The 25,385-nt window shown below is 69.6% G+C and carries 22 protein-coding genes; 9 read left to right on the top strand and 13 right to left on the bottom strand.

What is annotated here, in order from left to right; genetic code table 11:
- Window positions 1-13: 13 nt before the first annotated feature.
- Complete coding sequence (locus CPY97_RS04325; protein ID WP_096420944.1) at window positions 14-1,501, bottom strand: CoA-acylating methylmalonate-semialdehyde dehydrogenase; 1,488 nt, start codon at window positions 1,499-1,501, stop codon at window positions 14-16.
- Between the two features lie 146 nt (window positions 1,502-1,647).
- Window positions 1,648-2,562 carry a LysR family transcriptional regulator gene (locus CPY97_RS04320; RefSeq protein ID WP_096420943.1) on the bottom strand — a complete coding sequence of 305 codons (915 nt, stop codon included), beginning with the start codon at window positions 2,560-2,562 and terminating at the stop codon, window positions 1,648-1,650.
- A gap of 66 nt (window positions 2,563-2,628) precedes the next feature.
- Between CPY97_RS04320 and rmuC the strand changes: the two genes are divergently transcribed.
- The 3 genes from rmuC to CPY97_RS04305 all read left to right on the top strand — a co-directional run bounded on the left by rmuC (window position 2,629) and on the right by CPY97_RS04305 (window position 6,745).
- Window positions 2,629-3,960, top strand: a complete 1,332-nt coding sequence (gene rmuC, locus CPY97_RS04315; protein WP_096420942.1) for a DNA recombination protein RmuC — start codon at window positions 2,629-2,631, stop codon at window positions 3,958-3,960.
- 83 nt (window positions 3,961-4,043) lie between these two features.
- Window positions 4,044-5,780 carry an AMP-binding protein gene (locus tag CPY97_RS04310; protein WP_096420941.1) on the top strand — a complete coding sequence of 579 codons (1,737 nt, stop codon included), beginning with the start codon at window positions 4,044-4,046 and terminating at the stop codon, window positions 5,778-5,780.
- The gene (locus CPY97_RS04305; protein WP_197702254.1) at window positions 5,777-6,745 is read left to right on the top strand and encodes a bile acid:sodium symporter family protein; all 969 of its coding nucleotides are present in this window, start codon (window positions 5,777-5,779) and stop codon (window positions 6,743-6,745) included. The genes CPY97_RS04310 and CPY97_RS04305 overlap by 4 nt, the downstream gene beginning before the upstream one ends.
- A 168-nt stretch (window positions 6,746-6,913) precedes the next feature.
- Here the strand turns inward: CPY97_RS04305 and glpX are convergent, their stop codons facing one another.
- Window positions 6,914-7,870, bottom strand: coding sequence for a class II fructose-bisphosphatase (gene glpX, locus CPY97_RS04300; RefSeq protein WP_096423335.1), 957 nt, complete (start codon window positions 7,868-7,870; stop codon window positions 6,914-6,916).
- 200 nt (window positions 7,871-8,070) lie between these two features.
- Between glpX and fbaA the strand changes: the two genes are divergently transcribed.
- Entirely contained in the window at window positions 8,071-9,099 is a 1,029-nt protein-coding gene (gene fbaA / locus CPY97_RS04295; protein WP_096420940.1) for a class II fructose-bisphosphate aldolase, read from the top strand.
- On the opposite strand, the gene CPY97_RS04290 is transcribed toward fbaA, so the two are convergent.
- The 7 genes from CPY97_RS04290 to CPY97_RS04260 form a co-directional block, all read right to left on the bottom strand.
- Window positions 9,096-10,292, bottom strand: coding sequence for a hypothetical protein (locus CPY97_RS04290; protein WP_096420939.1), 1,197 nt, complete (start codon window positions 10,290-10,292; stop codon window positions 9,096-9,098). The two genes, fbaA and CPY97_RS04290, sit on opposite strands and share 4 nt — an antisense overlap.
- Window positions 10,285-11,475, bottom strand: coding sequence for a sensor histidine kinase (locus tag CPY97_RS04285; protein ID WP_096420938.1), 1,191 nt, complete (start codon window positions 11,473-11,475; stop codon window positions 10,285-10,287). Before CPY97_RS04285 ends, CPY97_RS04290 begins: the two co-directional genes overlap by 8 nt.
- A 46-nt stretch (window positions 11,476-11,521) precedes the next feature.
- The gene (locus tag CPY97_RS04280) at window positions 11,522-12,667 is read right to left on the bottom strand and encodes a hypothetical protein (protein ID WP_096420937.1); all 1,146 of its coding nucleotides are present in this window, start codon (window positions 12,665-12,667) and stop codon (window positions 11,522-11,524) included.
- Window positions 12,664-13,905, bottom strand: a complete 1,242-nt coding sequence (locus tag CPY97_RS04275) for a sensor histidine kinase (RefSeq protein WP_150129188.1) — start codon at window positions 13,903-13,905, stop codon at window positions 12,664-12,666. The genes CPY97_RS04280 and CPY97_RS04275 overlap by 4 nt, the downstream gene beginning before the upstream one ends.
- Before the next feature lie 19 nt (window positions 13,906-13,924).
- Entirely contained in the window at window positions 13,925-15,001 is a 1,077-nt protein-coding gene (locus tag CPY97_RS04270) for a 4-hydroxy-3-methylbut-2-enyl diphosphate reductase (protein WP_096420935.1), read from the bottom strand.
- Between the two features lie 63 nt (window positions 15,002-15,064).
- Window positions 15,065-15,889 carry an ABC transporter permease gene (locus CPY97_RS04265; protein WP_096420934.1) on the bottom strand — a complete coding sequence of 275 codons (825 nt, stop codon included), beginning with the start codon at window positions 15,887-15,889 and terminating at the stop codon, window positions 15,065-15,067.
- Window positions 15,886-16,827, bottom strand: coding sequence for an ATP-binding cassette domain-containing protein (locus CPY97_RS04260; RefSeq protein ID WP_096420933.1), 942 nt, complete (start codon window positions 16,825-16,827; stop codon window positions 15,886-15,888). The genes CPY97_RS04265 and CPY97_RS04260 overlap by 4 nt, the downstream gene beginning before the upstream one ends.
- Before the next feature lie 114 nt (window positions 16,828-16,941).
- Here CPY97_RS04260 and xseA point away from each other — a divergent pair, with 114 nt between their 5' ends.
- The 5 genes from xseA to CPY97_RS04235 are packed head-to-tail and all read left to right on the top strand — an operon-like array spanning window position 16,942 to window position 21,199.
- A complete protein-coding gene (gene xseA, locus CPY97_RS04255; protein WP_096420932.1) occupies window positions 16,942-18,192 on the top strand; it encodes an exodeoxyribonuclease VII large subunit in 1,251 nt (416 codons plus the stop codon).
- Between the two features lies 1 nt (window position 18,193).
- Window positions 18,194-18,421: an exodeoxyribonuclease VII small subunit gene (locus CPY97_RS04250; protein ID WP_096420931.1), complete on the top strand. Its 228-nt coding sequence runs from the start codon at window positions 18,194-18,196 to the stop codon at window positions 18,419-18,421.
- Entirely contained in the window at window positions 18,418-19,065 is a 648-nt protein-coding gene (locus CPY97_RS04245) for a DUF4245 family protein (protein ID WP_096420930.1), read from the top strand. Before CPY97_RS04250 ends, CPY97_RS04245 begins: the two co-directional genes overlap by 4 nt.
- Before the next feature lie 30 nt (window positions 19,066-19,095).
- Window positions 19,096-19,734 carry a carbonic anhydrase gene (locus CPY97_RS04240; RefSeq protein ID WP_096420929.1) on the top strand — a complete coding sequence of 213 codons (639 nt, stop codon included), beginning with the start codon at window positions 19,096-19,098 and terminating at the stop codon, window positions 19,732-19,734.
- A gap of 58 nt (window positions 19,735-19,792) precedes the next feature.
- Entirely contained in the window at window positions 19,793-21,199 is a 1,407-nt protein-coding gene (locus CPY97_RS04235) for a class II fumarate hydratase (protein ID WP_096420928.1), read from the top strand.
- 18 nt (window positions 21,200-21,217) lie between these two features.
- Here CPY97_RS04235 and CPY97_RS04230 read toward each other — a convergent pair whose 3' ends face one another.
- Genes CPY97_RS04230 through CPY97_RS04220 form a run of 3 tightly spaced genes read right to left on the bottom strand, consistent with a single transcriptional unit; the run spans window position 21,218 to window position 25,328 of the window.
- Complete coding sequence (locus tag CPY97_RS04230) at window positions 21,218-21,541, bottom strand: P-II family nitrogen regulator (RefSeq protein WP_096420927.1); 324 nt, start codon at window positions 21,539-21,541, stop codon at window positions 21,218-21,220.
- A complete protein-coding gene (locus tag CPY97_RS04225) occupies window positions 21,538-23,994 on the bottom strand; it encodes a putative inorganic carbon transporter subunit DabA (RefSeq protein WP_161494067.1) in 2,457 nt (818 codons plus the stop codon). Before CPY97_RS04225 ends, CPY97_RS04230 begins: the two co-directional genes overlap by 4 nt.
- Window positions 23,991-25,328 carry a proton-conducting transporter membrane subunit gene (locus CPY97_RS04220; RefSeq protein ID WP_096420925.1) on the bottom strand — a complete coding sequence of 446 codons (1,338 nt, stop codon included), beginning with the start codon at window positions 25,326-25,328 and terminating at the stop codon, window positions 23,991-23,993. Before CPY97_RS04220 ends, CPY97_RS04225 begins: the two co-directional genes overlap by 4 nt.
- Window positions 25,329-25,385: the final 57 nt, after the last annotated feature.

Genomic DNA, 25,385 nt, shown 5'->3' with positions numbered 1-25,385 from the left:
CGGTGGCGGCTGTCTAGTTCTGCGGGAAGCCCAGGTTGATGCCACCGTGCGACGGGTCGAGCCAGCGCGAAGTCACGGCTTTCTCACGGGTGAAGAAGCCGATCGCCTGCGTGCCGTAGGCCTTCGCGTTGCCGAACAGCGAGTCCTTCCAGCCACCGAACGAGTAGTAGCCGACCGGCACCGGGATCGGCACGTTGATGCCGACCATGCCGACGGTGACCTCGTTCTGGAAGCGGCGGGCCGCTCCCCCGTCGTTGGTGAAGATCGCCGTGCCGTTGCCGAAGCGGGACGAGTTGATGAGCGCGAGGCCCTCGTCGTACGACGAAACGCGCACGACCGACAGCACGGGGCCGAAGATCTCCTCCGTGTAGACGCGCGAGGTGGTGGGCACGTTGTCGATGAGGGTGGGGCCGAGCCAGAAGCCGTCGGCCGCGCCGTCGACCTCGATGCCGCGACCGTCGACAACGATCGTCGCGCCGTCCTCTTCGGCAACATCGAGGTAGCCGGCCACCTTGTCGCGGTGTTCCTTCGTGATGAGCGGGCCCATGTCGCAGTTGCGGGTGCCGTCGCCGACCTTCAGGGTCGCCATGCGCTCGCGCACCTTGGCGATCAGCTCGTCGGCGACCGGCTCGACGGCGACGACGACCGAGATCGCCATGCAGCGCTCGCCGGCCGAGCCGAAGCCCGCGTTGACGGCCGAGTCGGCGACGAGGTCGAGGTCGGCGTCGGGCAACACCAGCATGTGGTTTTTCGCCCCGCCGAGCGCCTGAACGCGCTTGCCGTTCGCGGTGCCGCGCTCGTAGATGTACTTCGCAATCGGCGTCGAGCCGACGAAGCTGATGGCGGCGACATCGGGGTTGTCGAGCAGCGCGTCGACGCTCTCCTTGTCGCCGTTGACGACATTGAAGACGCCGGCGGGCAGGCCCACCTCGCTGAACAGCTCGGCCATCCAGATCGCGGCCGAGGGATCCTTCTCGCTCGGCTTCAGCACAACCGTGTTGCCGGCGGCTATCGCCAGCGGAAAAAACCACAGCGGCACCATCGCCGGGAAGTTAAAGGGGCTGATGACGCCCACCACACCCACCGGCTGCTTGATCGAGTACACGTCGACGCCGGTCGACACCGACTCGCTGTACTCGCCCTTCATTAGTTGCGGCAGCGAGGTGGCGAGCTCGATGACCTCCATGCCGCGGGCGATCTCGCCGAGCGCGTCGGAGGTGACCTTGCCGTGCTCGGCGGTGATGATCGCCGCGAGTTCGTTCTTGCGGGCGTTCATCGCCTCGCGGAAGGCGAACATGATCTGCTGGCGCTTAGCGAGGCTCGTGCCCGCCCAGCCGGGCAGGGCGTCCTTCGCGGCGGCGACGGCCAGGTCGAGGTCGGCCTTCGTCGCGAGCGCGACCTCGCGGGCGACGGCGCCCTGGGCCGGGTTGTAGACGGGGGCGGTGCGGCTCGAGGTGCCGGCGAACGCGGCCCCGTTCACGTAGTGCTGGACGATCGACATGGGTTCTCTCCCGAGGTGAGGGCGCGGGTGCGCTGCTGCCAGTCTCGGTCACGCACGTTCTGCGCTCAAGGGTCAAGCCCGCGCATCCAATGTGCAGAAACGCAGATTCAGGATGCGCGCTGCGCACGGTCCGCGGGACGGACGCGTCAGCCGCCCGGCAGCAGCTCGGCGCGGCGGCTCTCGACCGCCCGAAACAGCGCATCCCGCACGATCGCGACGGCCCCGACCGCTGGGCTTTCTGGCCGCGACGACAGGGTGAAGCGCAGCCGGAACTCGACCTCGTCGGGCAGCACGGGCACGAGACGCGGATCGTTCTCGGCCATGAAGGCGTGCAACAGTCCGATGCCCGCGCCCGCCCGCACCGCCTCCAGCTGCGCGAAGACGTTGGTGGAGGCGAATCCCGTGCGCATACCGCCGAGCACCGGCGCCAGGTCGAGCTCCTGCACGGTCAGCAGCGCATCAACGTAGAAGATCAGCTCGAGCCCGGCGAGGTCGCCCACGGTACGAACGGCCGGGTGCGCCGCGAGGTAGTCAGGGCTCGCGTAGAGCCGCAGCGCGTAGTCGGTGAGTGGTTCGGCCGTGACCCGCGCACCCGCCGCCTGGCCGATGGTCACGGCGAGGTCGAAGCCCGACCCCCGCAGGCTGAGCGGTCGGGTGGAGGTCACCAATTCGACCGCGATTCCGGGATGCTCGGAGCGCACGTCCGCGAGCGCCGGCGCGATGATGAGCGAGCCGAAGCCATCGGGCGCCGCCACGCGCACCGTGCCGCGCACCGTGTGGTCGCCCTCGGCAATGGCCGCGACCTGGTCGAGCACGTCGTCGAGGGTCGCCGCACGCTCTACGACATCGCGGCCGAGCCCCGTGAGGTGCCAGCCGTCGACACCGCGGTCGAGTACGCGCGCGCCGAGCGCCGCCTCGAGGCGGTCGAGTCGACGACGCACCGTGGTGTGGTCGATGCCGAGAAGATCGGCGGCGGCGGTCAGCCGGCCGAGACGGGCGACGGCGAGCAAGACGCGCAAGTCGTCGGCGCTCAACTCGGGGCGTCCGGGCGTGGTCGACATGACGCCACCCTACGGCGCGCGTGCCGGCGACGCCGCGATGTCGGGGGTGCCTGCGAGAGTTAGGACATGGAGTTTCTCGTACCGCTCGCTCTCGGGCTCATCCTCGGCCTCATCGTCGGTGCCGTCGCCGGCATCCTGCTGGGTCGGCGCGGGGCAACGCCCACCGGTGACGATCCCGCCGTGGTCGCTGCGCGACACGAGGCAGCGCTCGCCCAGCTTCGCGCCGAGGAGGCCGCGGTGCGGGCCGAGCTCACCGCCGAGCTCGCGGGGCTTACAGCCACGGCCGACGGCTTACGTGAGCAGGTGACGCAGGCGCAGCAAGCCCACCGCGAGTTCGTCGAGCGCGCCCAGGCCGAGCAGCGCGCCCGCGAGGAGCGCGAGCGCGCCGACAGCAAGGTGCTGCAGGCGCTTACCCCCGTGCAAGAGACACTGCGCACGATGCAGGCGAAGGTGACCGAGCTCGAAACGCAGCGCAGCCAGCAGCACGGGCAGTTGACGCAGCAGCTGAAGTCGGCCACTGAATCGGAAGAGCGACTGCGCGCCACCGCCGAGTCGCTCGCGAGCGCCCTGCGGTCGAACAGCGTACGCGGCGTGTGGGGCGAGACCCAGCTGCGCAACGTTGTTCAGGCCGCCGGCCTCATCGAGCGGGTCGACTTCGACACGCAGGCGAGCATCAGCTCCGACGCGGGCGCGGGCCGCCCCGACATGGTCATTCACCTTCCCGGCGGCAAGAACATCGCGGTGGACGCAAAGGTGCCCTTCACCGCCTACCTTGAGGCCAGCCAGATCGCGATCACCGCCACGGGTGACGAGGGCGCGCGGCGCGAGGCGCTCATGAAGCAGCACGTCAAGGCTGTGCGTTCGCACATCGACGCACTCGGTTCGAAGGCGTACTGGGCGGGGCTCGACGCCTCCCCCGAGCTCGTCATCGCCTTCATCCCGAGCGAGTCGCTCGTCTCCAGCGCCATGGAGGCCGACCCCGCGATCATGGACTACGCCTTCTCGAAGCGCGTCGCCCTCGCCTCGCCCGTCACTCTCTGGTCGGTACTGAAGACTGTCGCGTTCTCGTGGCAACAAGACGTTCTGACCGAAGATGCCAAGCAACTGTTCGACCTCAGCCGCGAGCTGTACGGCCGCCTCGGCACACTTGCCGGGCACATCGAAAAGCTCGGCCGCTCGATCGAGGGCACGGTCAAGAACTACAACGGCTTCGTCGGGTCGATGGAACGCCAGGTGCTGCCGAGCGCGCGCAAGCTGCAGCGCCTCGACGAGTCGACCGTGCTCGGGCCGCTCGCATCCATCGAAGAGGGGCCGCGCGAAATCACGGCGATGGAGCTTGTCGACAATCTGTCGACCCCGGGCGAGCTCGAGACTGTGGACGACCAGCGAGGCGAGTGAGGCACGTTCGCCCCCCTCGCTAGGATTGCGGCAATCCCTGGTGCAATGAGGTGCCGGGGTCCACCCTTGGCGAAAGATCAACGATGACCCAACGCCCCTGGCTCGCCCACTATCCGAGCGGCGTCGAGCATGAGCTCGTCGCAACGCCCTTCCGGCACATGCCCGATCTCCTGTCGAAAGCGACCACCGATTACGGTGAGCAGATCGCGTTCACACAGTGCATGCCCAACGGCATGAACGGGTCACTGACCTACAACCAGGTCGACGAACTGTCCGACGCCTTTGCTGCGTACCTCCGCGAAGAGTTGCAACTCGAACCGGGCGACCGGGTCGCCGTGCAGATGCCGAACTGCCTCGCCTTCCCGATCGTGGCATTCGGTATCTTCAAGGCCGGCCTCGTGCTCGTCAACACGAATCCGCTCTACACCGCGAGCGAGATGACGCACCAGTTCAGCGACTCGGGCGCGAAGGCTCTCGTCATCATCGACATGTTCGCCGACCGACTGCCCGAGGTGGTGTCGGCAACCGGCATACAGACGGTGATCACCGTCCGCATCGCCGAGTTCTTCCCGCCGGTCGTCGCCGGCGTCATTCGCCTCGTGCAGAAGTACTGGAACCGGTCCTTGCCGAAGATCGAGGTCGAGCACACGTCATTCCAAACCGCGCTGTCGCGCGGCCGCGAACTCATGGGGCGCAGCTCCAGCTACCTCGACGGGGTCGACCTCGAATCGATCGCCGCCCTGCAGTACACCGGTGGCACGACGGGTGTGTCGAAGGGCGCCATGCTGACGCACGGCAACCTCGTGTCGAACACGATGCAGATGCTGCAGATGCTCGGCGAGAGTATTCGCCCCGGCAAAGAGATCGTTTTGACGGCGCTGCCGCTGTACCACATTTTCGCCTTCACGGTGAACCTGATCGGCTTCTACCACATGGGCGCGCGCAACATTCTCGTGCCGTCGCCGCGACCACCGAGCAACCTGAAGCGCGCGTTCGAGAACTACAAGATCACGTGGACCACGGGCGTGAACACGCTGTTCAACGCCCTGCTCAACGAGCGCTGGTTCGTCGACAACCCGCCGAAGCACCTGATCGGCTCGGCAGCCGGGGGCATGGCCCTGCACGAGTCGGTCGCCGAGCGCTGGCGTGAGGTCACCGGCACCCCCATCGTCGAAGGCTACGGCCTCACCGAAACCTCGCCCGTGCTCACCTTCAACCCCTTCGGCGGCGAGGTGAAAGACGGCACCATCGGCATTCCGGTGCCCTCGACCGACGTGCGCTGTGTGAAAGATGACGGCACCGACGCTGGCGTCGGAGAGCCCGGCGAGATCGTCGCCCGCGGCCCGCAGATCATGAAGGGCTACTGGCAACGCGCCGACGAGACAGCAGACGCGATGCTCGACGGCTGGTTCCGCACCGGCGACATTGCCGAAATGGATGCTGACGGCTACTTCACGATCGTCGACCGCAAAAAAGACATGGTGCTCGTCAGCGGCTTCAACGTCTTCCCCAACGAGGTCGAAGAGCGCATCGCCTCCATGCCCGGCGTCAACGAGGTCGGCGTCGTCGGCATCCCCGACGACAAGACCGGTGAGGCCGTTCGCGCCTACGTCGTTGCGAACGACCCCCGCCCGACGGAAGCCGAGATCATTGCCTACTGCCGCGAATCGCTCGCCGCCTACAAGGTGCCGAAGTCGGTGCGCTTCGTCGACGAGTTGCCGAAGAGCCCCATCGGCAAGATCCTCCGCCGCGAGCTGCGGGCTGAAGCGGTCACGAGCGAAACCGCCAGTATCGAGACGCAAGGAAGGGAGCTGTCGTGATCACGTCCCTTCTCGTCACCGCGGCAACGCAGGTGAACCCCGACGAGGTCGTCACCAACTTTGAGCAGACACTGCTCTTGATCATGGTGTTCGTGATCATGTTCGGCCTCGGGGCCGGCCTGACCCCGCGCGACTTCAAGCTCGCACTGAAGCGCCCCCAGGGCCTCATCATCGGCTTCGTCACACAGTTCGGCATCATGCCGCTGCTCGCGTTCGGCCTGATCATGCTGTTCCTCTTCCAGCTCGACCCGGCGTACGCGATACCCGTCGCGTTCGGCGCCCTGCTCATGGGCGCTGTGCCCGCGGGGACGACGTCGAACATCTTCACCTACTTTTCGAAGGGCAATCTCGCCCTCAGCGTGATCATGACCACCAACTCGACGCTGTGGGCGATTCTGATGACGCCGCTCGCGCTCGCCATCTACGGCTCGTTCATCTTCACGCAGGATTCCCAGCTGGAGATCCCCTTCGCAAACATCGTGGCGACGCTGGTCCTCATGTTGCTGCTACCGGTGATCGGCGGCATGACTCTGCGCCGCTACAGCGCCAATATCGGCGCGATCATGGAATTGCTGGGCGGGCTAATCGGGGTGTTCTTCATTCTGTTCCTCATCGCGACCTGGGTACCGCGCAACTGGGCCCTCCTGGCCTCTACCCCGTGGCAGACCTACACGGTCGCCATCGGCTTGGGCCTGTTCGGCATCCTCATCGCGTATACGATCGCGCGACTCATTCGCCTGCACCCGGCGAACGCGCGCACAATCGGGCTCGAGACCGGAATCCAGAACGGCCCCCTCGCCATCGCGATCGTCCTGGCCACATTCGCCAACGACCCGAACCTCGGCCTGATTCTCATCGTGCCGGCGATGTACTCACTGTTCATCGTCATCGTGGCGACCTTCGTGACCTTCTGGTTCCGGCGCGCGAATACGGCCGAAGAGCAGAAAATCCCGAACCTGCTGTAGCGCACCGGCCCCTATTTTGACCGGCGGAGGCGGAGTAGCGTTGCGACATGATCGCCCCGCGCCTCGCCTTCGCCGGTTTTGCCGTTCCCGACATCGATGCCGCGCACGACTTCTGCGGTCACGTGCTCGGCCTCGACGCGGCCTAGCGTCGCGCGGATCCGAACCGAGCTACAGCCCGAGCACCTCGTCCTCGTCAAGCCACTTCGAGACCTGGTGGTCGGCGACGACGCGGCGGATCGTGCCGGAGCGTGAGCGCAGCACGATCGACTCGGTGCGGATCATCGGGCCGTCGCGCAGCACGCCACGCACCAGCTCGCCGTCGGTGACTCCGGTCGCGACGAAGAAGGTGTTGTCGCTGCTCACGAGCTCGTTGGCCTCGTAGACGTGGTCGAACGTCAGGCCCGCCGCGGCGCCCTTCTCGCGCTCCTCGTCGGAGCCCGGGGCGAGGCGTCCCTGAATGAAGCCGCCGAGCGCCTTCACCGCGCAGGCCGTCGCCACACCCTCAGGGCTGCCGCCCGTGCCGATCGCCATGTCGATGCGGGTGTCGTGGCGGGCGGCGTTGATGCCCGCGGCGACGTCGCCGTCGAGGATGAGGCGCGTGCCAGCGCCCGCCTCGCGGATCTCCTCAATCAGCTTCTGGTGGCGCGGCCGGTCGAGCACGGCGATCCGCATCTGGTCGACGCGCTTGCCCTTCGCCGCGGCGAGCGCTCGGATGTTCTCGCCGACCGATTGGCGGATGTCGACGACGCCGATTCCCTCGTGACCCGTGACGATCTTGTCCATGTAGAACACGCTGGAGGCGTCCAGCATGGTTCCCCGATCGGCGACCGCGATCATCGAGATCGCGTGGCTGCGGCCGGCCGCCGTCAACGAGGTGCCGTCGATCGGGTCGACCGCGATGTCGCACATCGGGCCGTTCCCGGTCCCGACCTGCTCGCCATTGAAGAGCATCGGCGCGTTGTCTTTCTCGCCCTCCCCGATAACGACGACGCCCGTGAAGTTCACCGTCCCCAAGAATTTGCGCATCGCATCCACCGCCGCGCCGTCGGCCGCGTTCTTGTCGCCGCGTCCGATGTAGGGGGCCGAGCGGATCGCGGCCGCCTCGGTCGCGCGCACCAGCTCCATGGCGAGGTTGCGGTCGGGGTGCAGGAACAGGGTTCCGGTTTCGGTGGTCACCACAGTGGCGTCCTTCTCTCGGCGTCGATCAAGCGGATGAACGGACGCGCCGGGTGGTAGAACAGCGCACGCCCCAGCCTAGCGGCCGGGCGCCCCACGCTGGCTAGACTCGGAGCCGTCCCCACAGCCCACCACGCACGAGGAGCACCATGCCCATCGCCACCCCCGAGCAGTACGCCGAGATGCTCGATAAGGCTAAGAAGGGCGGGTTCGCCTACCCCGCCATCAACGTGTCGTCGTCGTCGACGATCAACGCCGTTCTGCAGGGCCTCACCGAGGCTGGCTCCGACGGCATTCTGCAGGTCACGACCGGCGGCGCCGACTACTTCGCCGGCCAGAGCGTGAAGGCCCGCGCCTCGGGGGCCCTCGCGTTCGCCGCGTTCGCCACCGAGGTGGCCAAGAACTACCCCATCACAGTCGCCCTGCACACCGACCACTGCCCCAAGGATGCGCTCGACGGCTTCGTCATGCCGCTCATCGAGGCCAGCGAGGCCGAGGTGAAGGCCGGACGCAACCCCATCTTCCAGTCGCACATGTGGGATGGCTCGGCCGTGCCGCTCGCCGAGAACATCGAGATCGCCCGCGAGCTGTTGCCCCGCATGAAGAACATCAACGCCATTCTCGAGGTCGAGATCGGCGTCGTCGGCGGCGAGGAAGACGGCGTTCAGCACGAGGGCTCGAACGACGCCCTCTACACGACCCTCGGCGACGTCGAGCAGGCCGTCGAGGCGCTCGGCCTGGGCGAGCAGGGCCGCTACATGGCCGCCCTCACCTTCGGCAACGTGCACGGCGTCTACAAGCCGGGCAATGTGAAGCTACGGCCCGAACTGCTCGCCGAGATCCAGCAGGGCATCCAGGCCAAGTACGGCACCGGCGCCCTGCCGCTCGACCTCGTCTTTCACGGAGGCTCGGGCTCGACCGACGAGGAGATCGCCACCGCGGTCGCGAACGGTGTCATCAAGATGAACATCGACACCGACACGCAGTACGCCTACAGCCGCTCGGTCGCCGACAGCGTGCTGAAGAACTACGACGGCTTCTTGAAGGTTGACGGCGAGGTCGGCAACAAGAAGGTCTACGACCCGCGCGCGTGGGGCAAGGCCGCCGAAACAGCGATGGCGAAGCGGGTCGTCGAGGCCACGCAGCAGCTCGGTTCGGCGGGGCACTCGGGCCGCTAGTCCCGCTCCCCTGCCGTCTCGCTCCGGGGCGTGCGTTGCACGAGCGGCGCACGCCCCGCTGTCGTTTCGGCGGGCGCCTCGAACTCCACCTTGAGAGTCGCGCCGTCGCGCCACTGGATGTCGCGCACGGCAGACGACAACGAGACGTAGTAGGGCGCGAGGAAGCTGATGCGCCGCCCCTCGGGCAGGGTCGTGTTGATGCGCATCGCGACGGCGACATCACCCGATGCGGAGCCCCGCAGGGCAATACTCGCCGACACGAACCCCGATTCGGGATGCGCGAGCAGCGCATCGATCATCGCGCGGAGGGCGGTGCGCTGCGAGACGCTCAACCGGTCGGCGAGACGCTCGGGGTCGTCGAGGTCGACGGGGTGACCGCGCACGACGCGCTCGAGCCAGGTGGCCGACGCGTCGGCGATGAGCCGCGCCCGCAATTCGAGCGACAACGAACGGGCCTGGCGCGCATCCCTGTCGGTGACCTCGCCCCGTCGGGCAACGGTGCGCAGAAACGCGACGGCGGCTGCCAACTGCTCCGAAATTTCGTCGTCGACGGCCCGCACCAGCGCCCGGTCATCGATGCCCGCCGGTCCGATCACGGGGGCCCCGGGGAGGGGTCGCTCACTCCAGCGCATGAGCCGGCGCACGATGCTGCCGGAGAGCACCGCGCTCACGGTACCCCCGGCCACGACCGGGGTGACCACGATGAGCGCGGTCGTGACCGGCGGCCAGCTCGGATCGTCGGGAATGATGAGCACGACGGCGATGAGCGAGACAACCCCCACCAGCGCGACAGCGAGCGCGGCAATACTCGATGCACGCACGTAGGGGGCCATCGCGACGAGGACGAGAGACACCCCGAAGGGTGCCCACCAAAATGTGATCGAAAAGGCGACGCCCTGATGGTCGAGAGCCGAGCACAGCGTGGCGGCGCTCAGCAAGCCGAAAATGGTCATGATCTCGGGTGCGCCCAGCACTCCGCGCGGCGGACGCGTACGCACATGCACGATCGCACCCGATGCGGCGAGCAGCAGAATGCCGAGCCACTGCAGGGCACCGCCGCGCGGCGGAACGGCGATCACCTCGATCACGCTGTAGACGACGGCGAGGACCGTTGCCGTCACCGGAATCGCGGCGGTCGTCACCCAGCTGATCGGGTCGGTCGACCAGGGGGACACGTGCGAACGGTCACTCATCGCGCGCTCCGAGCGGAACCCGCATCATGACGGTGGTGCCCTCGTCACCGGACCAGATGCGCACCGACCCACCGACCGTGCGGATGCGTCCGTCGATCGATTCGCGCAGGCCCAGTCGATCGGCGCCGACGGCGTCGGGGTCGAAACCGACACCCGCGTCGACAACGAGAAGCGCGATCGCGTCGTCACGCTGACCGACGACGAGTTCGGCCTGGCCGGTACCGGCGTGTGCCGCAACGTTGTCGAGCGCCGCGCGGGTGGCACCGACGAGCGCGTCGACGACGGGCGCAGGCACCTCCGCCGTGAGTTCCTCGGCGCCGCTCAGTTGCACACTCACCCCGGTCCAGCGGTAGTGATCGGCGAGTTCGAGTAGCGCGTCGGCGAGCGGTGCGGAGGCTGCCGCCACGGCCGTGGACGACGACACTCGGCGGGCGGTCGGGCGCACGATCGCGTCGAGGTCCCGCAGAATGTGGTCGCGCATCCGCTCATCGACGGTTCCGACCGACATTGCGATGACCGCGAGATCGGCGAGGACGGTGTCGTGCACGGCCGCCGCCGCGCGTCGCTGCAATTCACGCTCGCGTTCATCGATTAAGACCGCTCGCTGCACCGCCAAGAACTCGGGAACGCGTTGCTTCGCGCGATAGCGCACAGCGGCGAGCAACCCGAAGCCCGTGAGTGACACGACACCCACGATGAGCGGGCCGTAGCCGAACGGACCGGGAGTGCCGACCGCCCACCAGCCGGCCGCGAGAGCGGAGTAGGACACGGCGAGTGCGGCGAGTGTCCAGCGCACCCCGCTGCGGGCGCTGCCGCCGAGGGCCCCGACGAGCGGCAACGCAGTGGCAACACGATTCAGGATGAACGGATCGTCGCCCTGCTCGGCGAGCGCCACCACCGCGACGACGGACGCCGCGGCGGCAACCCCGCCGCCAGCCAGGTAGAGCGCAGCGGTCGCGCGGGACGGCAGCATGAGCAACAGCGCGGCGAGAAGGAGCACCGCGACCGCCGGCGCCGCAACGATGGGTGCACGCAGCGGATCGAGCCCGGCCGAGAGAACCACGTCGACCGACATGACGACGGTCAGCGCCGTACCCCCGATCGCGACGGCGCGCATGGCGGTCGAGAGCCCCGACACCACGACGGCGGCGGCGATGTCCCGCGGCAGTGCGACCGTCGGCATGGGCCTCCCCTCGCGCTCAGGCTAGCGCTCGCGTGCGCCCGCGGGGCTACCGCTCGCCGTCGACGCCGAAGCGGACGACGAGCGAGCGTCCGTTGGTCCACGAGATGTCGCGCACGACCGATTTAGCGCTCAGGTAGTACGGGGCCAACACCGCGGTGCGGCGCCCCTCCGGCAACTCAAGATCGAGCGTGAGCGCCACAGCGACGTTCCCCTCCCCACCCGGAGCCAGTTCCAGCCGCGCGGCATACACGCCGGCGGTCTGGTCGGAGAACACCCCGTCGATGAGCGCGAGGATCGCCGCGCGCTGGTCGAGGGAGACGCGATCAGCAAGGCGGTGCGGGTCGGTGACGTGCACCGCCCGGGTGGCAACGACGGCCCCGAGCCAGCCGCTGCCCTCACGGTCGATGAGCGCGGTGCGCAGCTCGGTCGCAAGTTCGGCCGCCCGCGCGCGCGTGGCGGCGTCCACCGGCGCGCCATCGGCGATGGCCCGCAGAAAGGGCATTGCGTCCGTGCTGAGCACCCCGTGCGTGGTGCGGTCCACGATCGACACGGCCTTCTCGCGCGCGGGCGGCGCCGCGATGGTGTCGACGATGCCCGAGCGCCAGCCCTGCACTTCATCGATGAGCGCGCGCGTGAGGAAGGTGCCGCCGATGAGCGCGAACAGCGGTGAGGACGCGGCGATCACCACCTCCGCTCCGGGAGAGACGGCCGCGAGCGGCTCTGTCGCGAATGCAGCACCCAGCACGCTGGCACCGGCAACCATCGCTCCGGCGGGCAGGAAGACGCGACCGGGAACGAACGGGCTGAGCGACATGACGACGAGCGCAACCGCGACTGGAGCCCACCACAACTCGGGCACGAGCTCGCCGGCGCCTCCCTGGCCCCCTCGCGCGATGCCCCATCCGCTGACGAGAACCGCCGAACTCGCCAATACGGCGACGACGATCGCCGTCGCCGTTCCGAAACGTCGACGGGTGGGGCGCGCCGCAAGATGGATCGCACCGGTCGCCAGGGCGGCCAGTGCCACGGCCGCCCACTGGAAGCTAGGCGCATCGGCGCCTTGCCCGCCGACCAGCACCGCGCCAGCACCGAGAACCACGATCAGCACAGGGACCCAGGCGGTCACGAGCGAAGCGGTCAGCCAGCTGAGCGTGTCGACCTCGTTCGCCGAGCGCCGCCACCAGAGGGTCATCGTTCGGCCTCCGCGGTTGCGCGGGGGCCCGACAGCAGCACCGTCGTACCGGCTTCCGACGACCAGATCCTGGCGGACCCTCCGGCGCGCTCCATGCGTCCGATGATCGACTCGCGGAGACCCAGACGGTCGATGGCGACCGCGTCGACGTCGAAGCCGAGGCCGTCATCGACGATGAGCACTGTGAGGCGGTCATCGTCTCCCCCGAGCGTCAGCTCGACGTGGGTGGCCGACGCGTGGCGGCGCACATTGTCGAGCGTCGCCGCGACGGCCGAGTGCAACGCCTCCGCAACGACGGGCGCGAGGGCGTCGTCGGTCAGCAGATCCGTTCCCACCAGGTCGATGCGGCCTCCTCGCCAACGGTAATCCTCGACGAGGCCCAGCAGGGCGCGACCGAAAGTGCCCTCCCGGGGCAGAATCGAAACGGTACCGGTGTCGCTGGTGCTCGCCCCCTCCAAGCGCGTGAGATCCGTACGGATGCGCGCGCGCATCCCCTCATCGAGGGTGCCGTCGCCGTGTGCGATGGCGGCGAGATCGGACAGGACGGTGTCGTGCACGACAGCGGCGGCCGAACGTTCACGGCGTCGGCGCTCGTCGGCTCGACGCGTCTCGCGGGCGAGATCGCGAAAAGCGGGCAGGCGGCCACCGCTGCGCCGCCACCCGATGTCCACAACGGCGAAGGCGAACATCATGATGAACGCATCGATGATGCGGTCGGGCGAGAACCGGGGCGTCTCCCCCGCGATGACGGCGCCGAGCGCGATGGCGACCGTTCCCACGCCCAGCCCCGCGAGGATCCAGCCGATGCCACCCACGCCACGGGTGCCGAGCGCCCCGACAAAGATCAGCGCGACGGCAGCGCCCTCGACCAGGAAGCCCGAGCGATCCCCGAGTGGTGCGGCGAAGGAGGTGGCCAGCGCTGCATACGCCGTGCCGATGGTGAGCCCCACGCCGAGGTGCGTCACCATCGTGACGACGCTCGGGCGGACGGCGAGTGCCAGCGACGTGACGAGGACGGGAAGCAGTGTCAGCACGAGCGGCACGGACGCGGGGCCGTGCTCGAGCACGACAGCCGTCTCGCCGATCACGGCAAGCACCAGCAGTACCGACACGGGCCCGATCCACCGCATGGCGGCGCTGAGCCCTCGAACGAGGCCCGCCGCCGTCACCCCCCGGGGCGCGGGCAAGGACGCGAACGTCTCGCTCGGCGGCGCGGAGGGCACCTGATCGGACGGCACTGCCCGGCGCCCTATCGCCTCAGCTCCGGGTGCGACCGCCAAGGGCGCGCTCGTCGCGCTCTCCCGTGGCGTTCGTTCGGAGTTCCTTCGGCAGCGAGAACATCAGATCTTCCTCTGCGGTCTTCACAATCTCGACGTTCTCAAACCCTGCATCACGCAGGTCGGCGAGCACCTGCTCGACAAGCACCTCGGGAACGCTCGCACCCGAGCTCACCCCGACGCTCGCGACGCCCTCGAACCACTCCTGTCGAATCTCGCTGGCGTAGTCGATGCGGTACGCCGCCTTCGCCCCGTATTCCAGCGCGACCTCGACGAGACGCACGCTGTTCGAGCTGTTGGACGAGCCGACAATGATGACGAGATCGGCGTCAGGAGCGACCTTCTTGATCGCCACCTGACGGTTCTGCGTCGCGTAGCAGATGTCGTCGCTGGGCGGGTCCTTCAGGTGCGGGAACCGGTCGCGCAGGCGACGCACGGTCTCCATCGTCTCGTCGACCGAGAGCGTGGTCTGCGACAACCAGATGAGGTTCTCGGTCTCGGGCACCTCGATGCGGTCGGCCTCGTCGGGGTCGTTCACGAGAATGGTGCGCTCGGGGGCGTGCCCCATCGTGCCTTCGACCTCTTCGTGGCCCTCGTGACCGATCAGGAGGATCCAGTAGTCCTGCTTCGAGAACCGCACGGCCTCCCGGTGCACTTTTGTCACGAGCGGGCAGGTGGCGTCGATGGCCTGCAGCTCGCGGTCTGCCGCGCCCTTCACGACAGCGGGGCTCACACCGTGGGCCGAAAATACGATGTGCGAGCCCTCGGGCACCTCGTCGACCTCGTCGACGAAGATCGCGCCGGCCTTCTCGAGTTCGCTGACGACGTGCACGTTATGCACGATCTGCTTGCGCACGTAGACCGGCGCACCGTACTGCTCGAGTGCTTTCTCAACGGCGATGACGGCGCGGTCGACGCCGGCGCAGTAGCCGCGCGGCGCGGCCAGCAGCACGCGCTTGGGGCGGTCGACGTCGACCGGGGTGAGCCGCTCGCGACGCTCAGGAATGACGGGCGCGGTCAGCGTCTGGCCGAGGGTGCCGTTCGTGATCGTGGACATCGGGTCGAGTCTACGGGTCGGCCCTGAATTCGCCCCTGATAGGGGATGCGCGTGCGCGCGGCCCTACTCAACGTCGCGGCGGAGGGTGGTCACGGCCGCGACCGCGACGAGCAGCACGCTCAGGGCGGTCAACACAAGGCCCCCCTCGAGTCGGGTGAGCGGCTCGATCACGCCCGGCACGGTGGGATCAAGCTGGCCGATGGAGGCGATGATGCCGGCACCGACGAGCGAGTCGGTGGCCGCACCCGGGAGATAGCGGGCGAGCTCTGCCGACCACTCCCAGGCGCCGGCGACGATGCGCAGGATCGGCTCCACGAACTGCGTGAAGACGAGCACAATGACGATGGCCGCGATCTGGCTGGTCAAGAGGGCCCCCAAGCCCAGTCCGAGAAGCGACCACAGGGCGCAGGCAAGCACGGTGCGAGCAAGCAAGCCGAGCACGTCGGGATCGCCGAGCAGGGTGTCGACGCCGTTTGCCGCGAGCACGGCGGCACCTACGGCAACCGACGTGAGCGCGCCGATCACGCCATAGAGTGCGCCGACGAGCAGTGCCACGACAAGGCGCCCGAACAGGACGACCGGGCGACGCGGCTGGGCCAGGAACGTGGGGGTGAGAGTGCGCCAGCGGTACTCGCTCGTCGCGGCGAGCGCCCCGAACAGCAGGGGAATGACGAGGGCGACGCTCGTGGTCGAGCTGTAGACCAGCTGCGTGGCCACCTCGGCGGGAAGCGGACCGGGGCCGCCCTCCGTCTCGGCGGTCACGAAGAAGGCGAAGCCGCCCGCGGTGACCCCGACGTAGAGCACGAGCACCACGGCGAGCACCCACCAGGTGCGCAGCGAGAAGACGCGAACCAGTTCCGCGGCGACGGCGCGCGTGAGGGCGCTCATGCCGCGACCTCCGCGTTCGAGGCGGGTCGAGCATCCGGATCGGGGTGTTCCGCCGTGAGGCGCAGGAAGACCGATTCGAGGTCGTCGGAGAGCGGGGTGAGCAGCGTGAGGGGAATGGCGGCCGCCAACGCGGCGCGGCCGACCCCGTCGGCGTCGAGGCCGGTGACGACCAGGGGGCCTGCGGTGGGCGTCTCGACGACGCCGCCGGCCGCGGCGATCGCCGAGGCGAGGGCGCTGCGGTCGGCAGCGTCCACACGCACGCGGGCGACGGCACCGGCCGAGAGGTCGGCGAGTGCCCCCGCCATGACGATGCGTCCGCGCGCGATCACAACAACGTCATCCACCGTCTGCGACACCTCGCTCAACACGTGCGACGACAGCAGGATCGTGCGCCCCTCTGCGGCGAGCTCGCGCAGGAATACGCGAATCCACGTGATGCCGGCAGGGTCGAGGCCGTTGATGGGCTCATCGAGCACGAGCGTTCCCGGGTCGCCGAGCAGGGCGGCGGCGAGGCCGAGGCGCTGGCGCATGCCGAGGGAGTAGCCGCCCACCCGGCGGTCGGCGGCATCGGTCATGCCGACGCGCTGCAGCACCGCGTCGATGCGGTCGCGTTCGAGGCCGGCGGCTAGCTGCAGAACGCGCAGGTGGTCGCGGCCGCTTCGCCCGGGATGAAAAACATCCGACGACAGGGATGCTCCGACCTGGCTCGCGGGATCATCGAGCGCCGCGTAGGCGGTGCCGCCGAATGTGGCCGTGCCGGATGTGGCACGCGCAAGCCCCAGTAGCACGCGCAACGTTGTGGTCTTTCCCGCGCCGTTCGGGCCGAGGAACCCCGTGACCCGGCCGGGTTGGGCGGTGAAGGAAACGCCATCGACGGCGGCGACGGCGCCGTAGCGCTTCGTCAGGTTCTCAATCGTGATCGGTGTTCCGGTCGGCATTCGTCCCCCATCGGCTCACGCGAACACCGGCGGTGTCGGGGCCATCTACTACCCTGGCGAGCGCCCACCCTGGCCGCAAGTGCGATGCCACCCCGTCGAGGAAACCGGAGATCCATGACCGACGCCGCTCCGGTGACGCCCGCGCCGACCAGTGCCGACGCGCCGTGGCCCGTCGCCGAGCTGTCCCAGAAGCTCAAGGGGTGGATCGACCGGCTCGGCGCCGTCTGGGTCGAGGGCGAGATCACCCAGTGGGGCGTCTCGGGCGGCAACGTCTACGGCAAGCTCAAAGACCTCAGCGCCGACGCGACCGTCTCGTTCGTGATCTGGTCGTCAGTGCGCTCACGCATCCCCGAGGGCGTCAGCCAGGGCGACCGCGTGGTGATGCACGTCAAGGCCAACTGGTGGGTCAAGGGCGGCAGCCTGACGATGCAGGTCTTCGACGTGCGACGGGTGGGCCTCGGCGACCTGCTCGAACGCCTTGAGCGGCTGCGGCAGAGCCTGCGCGCCGAGGGGCTTTTCGACGCGGCGCGCAAGAATCCGCTCCCCTTCCTGCCGAGTCTGATCGGGCTCGTCACGGGCAAAGACAGCGATGCTGAAAAGGATGTGCTGCGCAACGCGGCCCTGCGCTGGCCATCGGTCGCGTTCCGCGTGCAGCACTCGGCCGTGCAGGGTGACCGCGCGGTCGGCGAACTCGTCGCCGCCATCGAGGCGCTCGATGCCGACCCCGACGTCGACGTCATCATCGTGGCGCGCGGAGGCGGCGACTTTCAGAATCTGCTTCCGTTCAGCGATGAGCGGGTCGTGCGCGCCGTCGCCGCCTGCTCCACGCCCGTCGTGAGTGCAATCGGCCACGAAAACGACCGCCCCCTCCTCGACGATGTCGCCGACCTGCGTGCATCCACGCCGACCGACGCCGCGAAGCGCGTCGTTCCCGATGTCGGCGACGAGCTCTCGCGCGTCGACCAGGCCCGCACGCGTCTGCGCTCCCGCATCACCCTGCAGGTGCGCACCGAGGTCGAGCGCCTAGCCCAGCTGCGATCGCGCCCGGTGCTCGCAGGCGCCGAATGGATCATCGATGCGCGCGCCGACGAGCTCACCCGGCTGGTCGCCCGCGGCGCCGAGCTCACCGAGCGCCGCATCGAGCGCGCTGGCGACGAATTGGCCGAACGGCGCGCTCGCCTGCGCTCGCTCTCGCCGCAGTCGACCCTCGACCGCGGGTACGCCATCGTTCAGACGGCCGACGGTGCGGTGCTACGCGCCGCCTCCGACGTCGTCGACGGCGCACGGCTGCGCGTGACCCTCGCCGACGGCGCGATCGCCGCCGACGCCCGCATTCCCGGCCCCGACACAGAAGGCGACGAATAGCATGACAAGCGTGAGCGCGACCCCGGCCGACATCGAGACCCTCAGCTACGAGGAGGCTCGCGACGAGCTCGTTCGCGTGGTCTCCGAACTCGAGCAGGGCGGCGCCACACTCGAGCAGTCCATCGCCCTGTGGGAGCGCGGCGAGGCCCTCGCCCGACGCTGCGAAACCTGGCTGATCGGCGCGAAAGAGCGGCTCGACGCCGCGCGCGCCGCCGCCGATCCATCATGACCGACCCGGCAACCGGACGCCCCATCGTCGCGGAGCTCGGTCGCCCCGAGACTGCCGAAGAGAAAGCGGCCCGCGTCGCCGCGAACCGAGCGAAACGGCGGGCCAACCAGACCACGATCAACCTGATTCTCTCGGTCGCCGCATCGCTTCTCGTCGTGCTCTTCCTCATCGTCGTGGTCGTCCGCGAGGCCCCCACGCCCCCGCCGATCGACTACCGCGCCACCGCGGACGAACTGGTCGCGGGAACCGATTTCGACATCGTCGCCCCCGTTGTTCCCCCCAGCTGGTGGGTCAACCGCGCGGGTCTCACCGCCTCCGGCGGCGTGACCGAGTGGTACGTCGGATTCATCACCGACCCCGAGCCCACCCGCGCCGGCTTCGTCGCGCTTCTGCAGGGCTTCGACGCCAACCCCACCTGGCTCGCTGAGCAGTTGCGTCAGCCACGCACCACCGGAGACGAGGTCGAGATCGGCGGCGTCACGTGGACGCTCTACGATCGACGAGGGAATAGCCAGCTCGAGAACCGCCAGTACGCACTGGTGACCGAGACCGAGAGCAGCACAATCGTGCTGTTTGGCACGGCAGAGGAAGCCGACTTCACTCTGCTCGCCACCTCGATCGCCGGCGAGCTGACCGCCCCCTGACTGTCGCGTCGCGACACGACGAGGAGGATCATGACGACCGCCGAGCGCACCCCCGCCGCAGTGTGGCGTGAGATGGAAGAGGGCAACGCCCGCTTCGTCGCTGGCGAACCCCGCCACCCCCACCAGGACGCCGAACGTCGCACCGAGTTGAGCGGCTACCAGCGGCCCGACGCCGCGCTGTTCGGATGCAGCGACAGTCGCCTTGCCGCCGAGATCATCTTCGACAAGGGCCTCGGTGATCTGTTTGTCGTGCGCAACGCCGGCCAGATCGTCAGCGACAGCGTCGTCGGTTCGCTCGAATACGCCGTGGCGGTGCTCGAGGTGCCGCTCATCGTCGTGCTGGCCCACGACGAGTGCGGCGCCGTCCGCGCCGCACTCGATCAGGCCGGGCCGAACGCTCCGACCCTGCCCGCGCACATCCGCTCACTCGTCACGCAGATCATGCCGGCCGTCCAGCGGGTGCGCATCGCTGCGGGCTCGCCCGGCGTCGACACCATCGACGCGTTCGAGGTGGGCCGCCAGCACCTGCGCGACACGGTCGGGGCGCTCCTCAGCGCGAGCGAGCTCATCAGCGAAGCCGTCGCCGCCGGGCGTCTGGCGATCGTCGGCGCCAACTACCAGCTGCATGACGGCCGCGTGAATGCCGACGCCGTCGTCGGTGCCGTGTGACGAGCATCCAGACCTACCACCACCTCCCCTCCCTCTCTACAGAAACGGAACCATCGCGATGAGCGAGAACACCGAGACCGAGTACCGCATCGAGCACGACACGATGGGCGAGGTTCGCGTGCCGACGAGCGCGCTGTACCGCGCGCAGACGCAGCGCGCCGTCGAGAACTTCCCCATCTCCGGCACGCGCCTGGAGGCCGGGCAGATCAAGGCGCTCGCGCAGATCAAGCGCGCCGCGGCCCTCGTGAACGCCGAACTCGGAATCCTCGATGAGACCCTCGCGCGCGGCATCGTCGCCGCCGCCGACGAGATCATCGGGGGCGCGCACCTCGAGCACTTCCCCGTCGACACGTACCAGACGGGCTCGGGCACGTCGTCGAACATGAACATGAACGAGGTGCTCGCCACGCTCGCCACGCAGCACGCCGGCACCGCGGTGCACCCGAACGACCACGTGAACGCCTCGCAGTCGTCGAACGACGTGTTCCCCACCTCGGTGCACCTCGCCGTCACCGAGGCGCTCCTCGCCGATCTGATTCCGGCGCTCGAGTACCTCGCCGAGGCGCTCGAGGAAAAGGCCGAACTGTGGAAGACCGCGGTCAAAGCCGGCCGCACACACCTCATGGACGCCACACCGGTCACCCTCGGCCAGGAGTTCGCCGGATACGCCCGCCAGGTGCGACTCGGCATCGCCCGCGTGCAGGCGACGATCGAACGCGTCGCCGAAGTACCCCTCGGCGGCACGGCAACCGGCACGGGCATCAACACGCCGCTCGGCTTCTCGCAGAAGGTCATCGCCGAACTCGCCTCGACGACCGGCCTGCCGATCACCGAGGCCGAGGACCACTTCGAGGCCCAGGGCGCCCGTGACGGGCTCGTCGAGGCGAGCGGCGCTCTGCGCGTCATCGCCGTCTCGCTGACAAAGATCTGCAACGACCTGCGCTGGATGGGCTCTGGTCCCAACACCGGCCTTGCCGAGCTGCACATTCCCGACCTGCAGCCGGGCTCGTCGATCATGCCGGGCAAGGTCAACCCCGTCGTACCCGAGGCCGTGCTCATGGTGTGCGCGAAGGTCGTCGGCAACGATGCGACCATCGCCTGGGCCGGCGCATCGGGCTCGTTCGAGCTGAACGTGGCCATCCCCGTCATGGGAACCTCGCTGCTCGAGTCGATCCGACTACTCGCGAACTCGACCCGTGTGCTCGCAGACAAGACCGTGCGGGGGCTGGAGGCGAACCTCGACCGCGCGCGTGCGCTCGCCGAGTCGTCGCCCTCGATCGTGACTCCGTTGAACCGCGTCATCGGCTACGAGGCCGCGGCGAAGGTCGCCAAGCACTCGGTCGCCACGGGGCTCACCGTGCGCGAGGCCGTCATCGACCTCGGCTTCGTCGAGCGCGGCGAGATCACCGAGCAGCAGCTCGACGAGCTGCTCGACGTGCTCTCGATGACCTCGCCCGGCCTCTAGCCTGCGGCCTAGCCGCCCCTACTGGAAGTAGTGGGGGCGGCTCACCGACACGGTCGAGACGAACATCACGCCGGGCCGCCGCTCGAGCAGTTCGCGCAGGCCCGCGATCAGAGCGGGGGCGCGGTCGTCGGGAACGACCGTGATCGTCAGCGTGAGAGCATCCTGGTCGTTGAAGAGAGCACGCCCGTCGTGGGCTCCGTGGTGCCCGAGTCCGGTCACACCGGGCAGGCTCGTGTAGCCGGTTGCGCCCGCGCTGACGATCTGGCGCGAGACGGCGTCGGCGTCGGTCGAGCGCACCACCACCTCGACCTTGGTCATGGGAGAGAGTCCTTCGACGGTCATGCCGCCTCCTTCGTGTCGGTCGTCTGATCAGTGTTGTCGGTCGGGATGCGTGGATGCCAGCCATCGGCGCGGCGCTCGACCCAGCCGTGGCCGTCTGTCGCGGGGGCGACAAGGCGCACCCACTCGCCGACAACCAGGTCGCGAACGATGTCGTGGCGCTCGATGATGCGGTCAATGCGTGCGAGCGGCGCATCCACGATGGCGAGGAGGCGCACCGGCTCGTGGTGGTGGCCCTCCCGGGTCATCACGGACTGCTGGGGAAGTCCGATGCGCAGGTCGCCGTCGGGGCCAGTGAGCACGCCGAGGCCGCCAACGAGATTGTGTACGGTCTTGCTGCCCGCGCCGAAGACCTCGGGGTCGACGGTCGAGAAGTAGTACTGGGCGTTGATCCAGTGGGCAACGACGAGCGGGGCGGTCAGGATCGTGGTGAGCGCGACGCCCTCGGAGTCGGTCTCCGGGTCGTAGCTGTGCAGGAACGTGCGACGACCGAGATCGACTCCGCGGGTGAGGTCACGCGGACCGATGATGATCGCGGCGTTGCGGGCGAGACCCCACTCGGGGAAGACCTGGGCCCAGTCTGCGGCGCGCCGCTCAACCTCGGCCTCGGCACCCGCCCGGCGCCCGCCCGGCAGATCGGCGAGTCGCTCGCGGCGCAGTCGCTTTCCCGCCACGGCGAGGTCGGCGCGCAGCGCGCTGACGGTGAGCTGGTGCCGCCCGCTGAGGGCGTGCGTGTCGTGAACGGTGACGCGGTCGGTGACCGTGTCGTGCTCGCCGCCGAGGAAGATCGTCGTGTCGTCGATCGTGATGCCGCGGGCAGCGAGCCCCTCACGCACAGTGGGCGCGTTGAGCAGGGCCGCCGCGATGCGGGCGTTGCTCGCGCCGCGGTGCCCGCCGCACGCGCCACAGTCGAGCGCAGTGCGGAACGGCGAGTTCGTGGTCGTCGCCCCGTGCCCGAGGAGTAGCACGACGGGTGCGAAGTCGCGGGTCATGCCCATCGTGGTGAGGATGTTCTCAGCCGTCAGAACCTGCTCATCGACCGACATCGCCGAGTCGAGGTCGAACAGCGTCGGAGGCGCCGAGCGCAACTCGTCGGGGCGCGTGGCCTCGCCGAGCGCGCCGGGCGCGACCGAGCGGAGCGCGGCGAGCGGGCCGAGCATCCAGCCGCTGAGTTCCGCCCAGCCGAGCGCCGAGCCGACGGAACGCTCGGGGGCCCGCAGCGAACCGCGCCAGGCGAGGCCCGAGCGGAAGCGGTCCAGGGCCGTTCGCGCGCGCGGTGCCGCGCCCGGGCGAGGGCGCTCGTCGATCGCGTGCCGCGGCGACAGCAGCACCGGGCACGAGTCGAGTCCGGCGCCCGCTCCCAGCGGGGTGACGCGGGCGGCCACGCCGAAGAAGCCGGCGAATCCGCTCGTCCCGTAGGGGCCGACCGCCTCGATGTGGCGGCGGAGGCCCTCGCTGCGCACGTCGATGCAGCAGACGATGTGAGCGGCCTCGGGGGTGCGGATCTCGTCGCCGGCACCGGCCACGCCGCGCCGCGCGGGAAGGCGCACGGCGCGCAACAGGGCGTCGTGCGTGGCGGCTTCGGCGGCCTCCTGCCAGACGAGCAGGCGCTCGGCCGTCAACTCGGGCGCGGCGGGGGCGGCCGGGTCGGGCGCCCCGAGGATCGTCGTCAGTGCGAGGCGCACGGCGAGGAACTCGACCGCGTCGATGTCGCGCTCGACGCTCGAGCGGCGGCGCAGCGCCGACGTCCACCCGGACGTGCGGGCGAGGTGCCGGCCGAGCAGCTCGAGTGCGTCCGTGTAGTCGAGGCGTCGGCCGGCGAGGTGGCGGGCGATAACGCCATCGGCGCGCTCCGGCAGCTCCCGCAGCAAGCGCCGGGCGCGGGGACGCAGCGTCGGGTCGACGAGGGCGAGCGCCCGCCAGTCGCCGTAGAAGCCGGCACCGCCCCGCACCGACCACGCCGCCTCACCATCGGCGAACCAGCTGCGCGCGAAACGACTGAGGCGGTCGTCGACGCGGGCCGTCAGCCGGTCGACATCGGGCGCGACCGGGATGCTCGGGGCAGCGGCAAGGAACGCTTCCACGATCGCGTCGTCGCTGTCCGCACCCGCCCCCGCATCGGAGGATGTGCCCCGCCTGCGCAGAGCCGCCGCCAGATCGGCGCGGCGGATCCGTCCGGAGCGGAGCAGCTGTCGAAAGCCTGCCTCGCCGATTGAGCCGGCGGCACCGACCGCGGCCGCCCCCTCCGTCGCCGCGACCCCGAAGCCGGCGGCGAGCCGGGGCAGCAGCGGGTTGACGGCGACTGCGGCGTCGAGGCCGTAGTAGTCGCCGATCACGTCGAGGGCGACGTCGGCGAAGGCGCGCACGCGCTGCAGGTCGGCGGCGCTGGGGCCCGTCACGGCGGCCGGAGCGCTGAGCACGGCGCCGTCACGGGGTGCGGGAGTGGACGTGGTCACGCGGCGACCTCCTGGCGGTGGGTGGTGGGCTGGGTTGCGGACGATATGGAGGGTGCTGTCGTTGTGGCACGCGTGCGGCTCTGAGCGAGTCGCGTCCTCGGTGCCGCACCCAGGGCGAGCGCCGCCGCGAGAGCGGCGCGCTCGAAAGACGCCCCCGCTGCCGTCCGTCGGAGGACGGCCAGCAGAAGAACCGCAAGGGCGGCGGCGAGGGCGAGCGCGACGGATGCCGCCGGGGTGGCGAGGGGTGCGCCGAGGGCGGGGCCGAGCATCCGGGTGAGTGAGCCGAGGGCGAGAGCGGCGGCGAACGACAGGGCGGCAGAGGCGGCGAGTCGCGTGAGCGCCTCACCGGTCGTGACCGCGTGGGCGACGAGCCGGCCAGCCGCGGTGGCGAAGGCGAGACCGATCATGAGGGTGATGACCGCGCCGCCGAGCGATACCGCGCCGGGGTAGGCGACCAGCACGCCGGCGACGACAGCGACCGCGGCGACGGTTGCGCCGAGCGGGGCGCCCGCGCGCGGCAGGACTCGACGGTGGGCGGCAGGAGCGCGGCGCTCGCGGGCACGCCGGTCGACGCCGTCACCGGAGGACAGGAAGCGGGACGACTTGTACCAGCCGTGTGCGACGAGGTGCAGCAGCGCCGCGACCGTTAAGCCCAGCCCGATGCAGAGCAGCGTGAAGCCGAGCTGCGCCACCGTCGACAGCACGAGCTTGCCCTTGATGTCGGGGCGGGCGGCAAGGCCGGCACCACCGACGACGATGGCGAGCGCCCCGAAGGCGGCCGCGACGATGAGCGGCGCGGCGCCGGCGTTCATGGCCGGCAGTTGCAGGATCAGCAGGATCGCGCCGCCGTTCACGACACCGCCGTGCAGTGCTGCACTCACGGGCGTCGGCGCGCGTAGAGCATCGAGCAGCCAGCCGTGGGCGGGAACCCCGGCGGCGCGGATGATGGCCGCTCCCACCAGAAGGATGGCGGCGGCGGTGCCGGGCCCCACGATGACGGCGGCCCAGACGAGCACGTCGGAGGCGATCAGCCAAGTAGCGGGGCGCCGGGTAGCCGACGCTCCCCCGCCGAGACCGAGCGCGGCAATCACGCCGAGGGTCGCCGTGCTCCACGCGATCGCCTGGGCGGGCAGCGGGGCGAGCACGACGAGCGCGGCGGACGCGACGAAGACGAGCGCGAGGGCCGCCGTGACGGATGTGCCGTGGCGGTCTCCGCGCAGGCTGCGGTGCGCGTAGGGCAGCACCGCGAGGGCGACGAGGAGAACGAGCGCGAGCAGCAGCAGTGTGACGGCATCAAGCCGCACCAGCTCAGTAAGGCTGAGATCGGGAACCATGCGTGAACCTCCTATCGCGTCACACAATACAGGCAATCTGTTACATGTAAAGACTGA

This window comes from Microcella alkaliphila (assembly GCF_002355395.1).
In the GTDB taxonomy this organism is placed as follows: Bacteria; Actinomycetota; Actinomycetes; order Actinomycetales; family Microbacteriaceae; genus Microcella; species Microcella alkaliphila_A.
The sequence above is the reverse complement of the archived record's forward strand: the minus strand, read 5'-3'. Positions and strand labels throughout refer to the sequence as shown.

Excerpts from the sequence above, each read along its gene's own strand:
- CPY97_RS04325 (WP_096420944.1), bottom strand. The coding sequence starts at position 1,501 with ATGTCGATCGTCCAGCACTACGTGAACGGGGCCGCGTTCGCCGGCACC.
- CPY97_RS04320 (WP_096420943.1), bottom strand. The coding sequence starts at position 2,562 with ATGTCGACCACGCCCGGACGCCCCGAGTTGAGCGCCGACGACTTGCGC.
- rmuC (WP_096420942.1), top strand. The coding sequence starts at position 2,629 with ATGGAGTTTCTCGTACCGCTCGCTCTCGGGCTCATCCTCGGCCTCATC.
- CPY97_RS04310 (WP_096420941.1), top strand. The coding sequence starts at position 4,044 with ATGACCCAACGCCCCTGGCTCGCCCACTATCCGAGCGGCGTCGAGCAT.
- glpX (WP_096423335.1), bottom strand. The coding sequence starts at position 7,870 with ATGGAGCTGGTGCGCGCGACCGAGGCGGCCGCGATCCGCTCGGCCCCC.
- fbaA (WP_096420940.1), top strand. The coding sequence starts at position 8,071 with ATGCCCATCGCCACCCCCGAGCAGTACGCCGAGATGCTCGATAAGGCT.
- CPY97_RS04290 (WP_096420939.1), bottom strand. The coding sequence starts at position 10,292 with ATGAGTGACCGTTCGCACGTGTCCCCCTGGTCGACCGACCCGATCAGC.
- CPY97_RS04285 (WP_096420938.1), bottom strand. The coding sequence starts at position 11,475 with ATGCCGACGGTCGCACTGCCGCGGGACATCGCCGCCGCCGTCGTGGTG.
- CPY97_RS04280 (WP_096420937.1), bottom strand. The coding sequence starts at position 12,667 with ATGACCCTCTGGTGGCGGCGCTCGGCGAACGAGGTCGACACGCTCAGC.
- CPY97_RS04270 (WP_096420935.1), bottom strand. The coding sequence starts at position 15,001 with ATGTCCACGATCACGAACGGCACCCTCGGCCAGACGCTGACCGCGCCC.
- CPY97_RS04265 (WP_096420934.1), bottom strand. The coding sequence starts at position 15,889 with ATGAGCGCCCTCACGCGCGCCGTCGCCGCGGAACTGGTTCGCGTCTTC.
- CPY97_RS04260 (WP_096420933.1), bottom strand. The coding sequence starts at position 16,827 with ATGCCGACCGGAACACCGATCACGATTGAGAACCTGACGAAGCGCTAC.
- xseA (WP_096420932.1), top strand. The coding sequence starts at position 16,942 with ATGACCGACGCCGCTCCGGTGACGCCCGCGCCGACCAGTGCCGACGCG.
- CPY97_RS04250 (WP_096420931.1), top strand. The coding sequence starts at position 18,194 with ATGACAAGCGTGAGCGCGACCCCGGCCGACATCGAGACCCTCAGCTAC.
- CPY97_RS04245 (WP_096420930.1), top strand. The coding sequence starts at position 18,418 with ATGACCGACCCGGCAACCGGACGCCCCATCGTCGCGGAGCTCGGTCGC.
- CPY97_RS04240 (WP_096420929.1), top strand. The coding sequence starts at position 19,096 with ATGACGACCGCCGAGCGCACCCCCGCCGCAGTGTGGCGTGAGATGGAA.
- CPY97_RS04235 (WP_096420928.1), top strand. The coding sequence starts at position 19,793 with ATGAGCGAGAACACCGAGACCGAGTACCGCATCGAGCACGACACGATG.
- CPY97_RS04230 (WP_096420927.1), bottom strand. The coding sequence starts at position 21,541 with ATGACCGTCGAAGGACTCTCTCCCATGACCAAGGTCGAGGTGGTGGTG.
- CPY97_RS04220 (WP_096420925.1), bottom strand. The coding sequence starts at position 25,328 with ATGGTTCCCGATCTCAGCCTTACTGAGCTGGTGCGGCTTGATGCCGTC.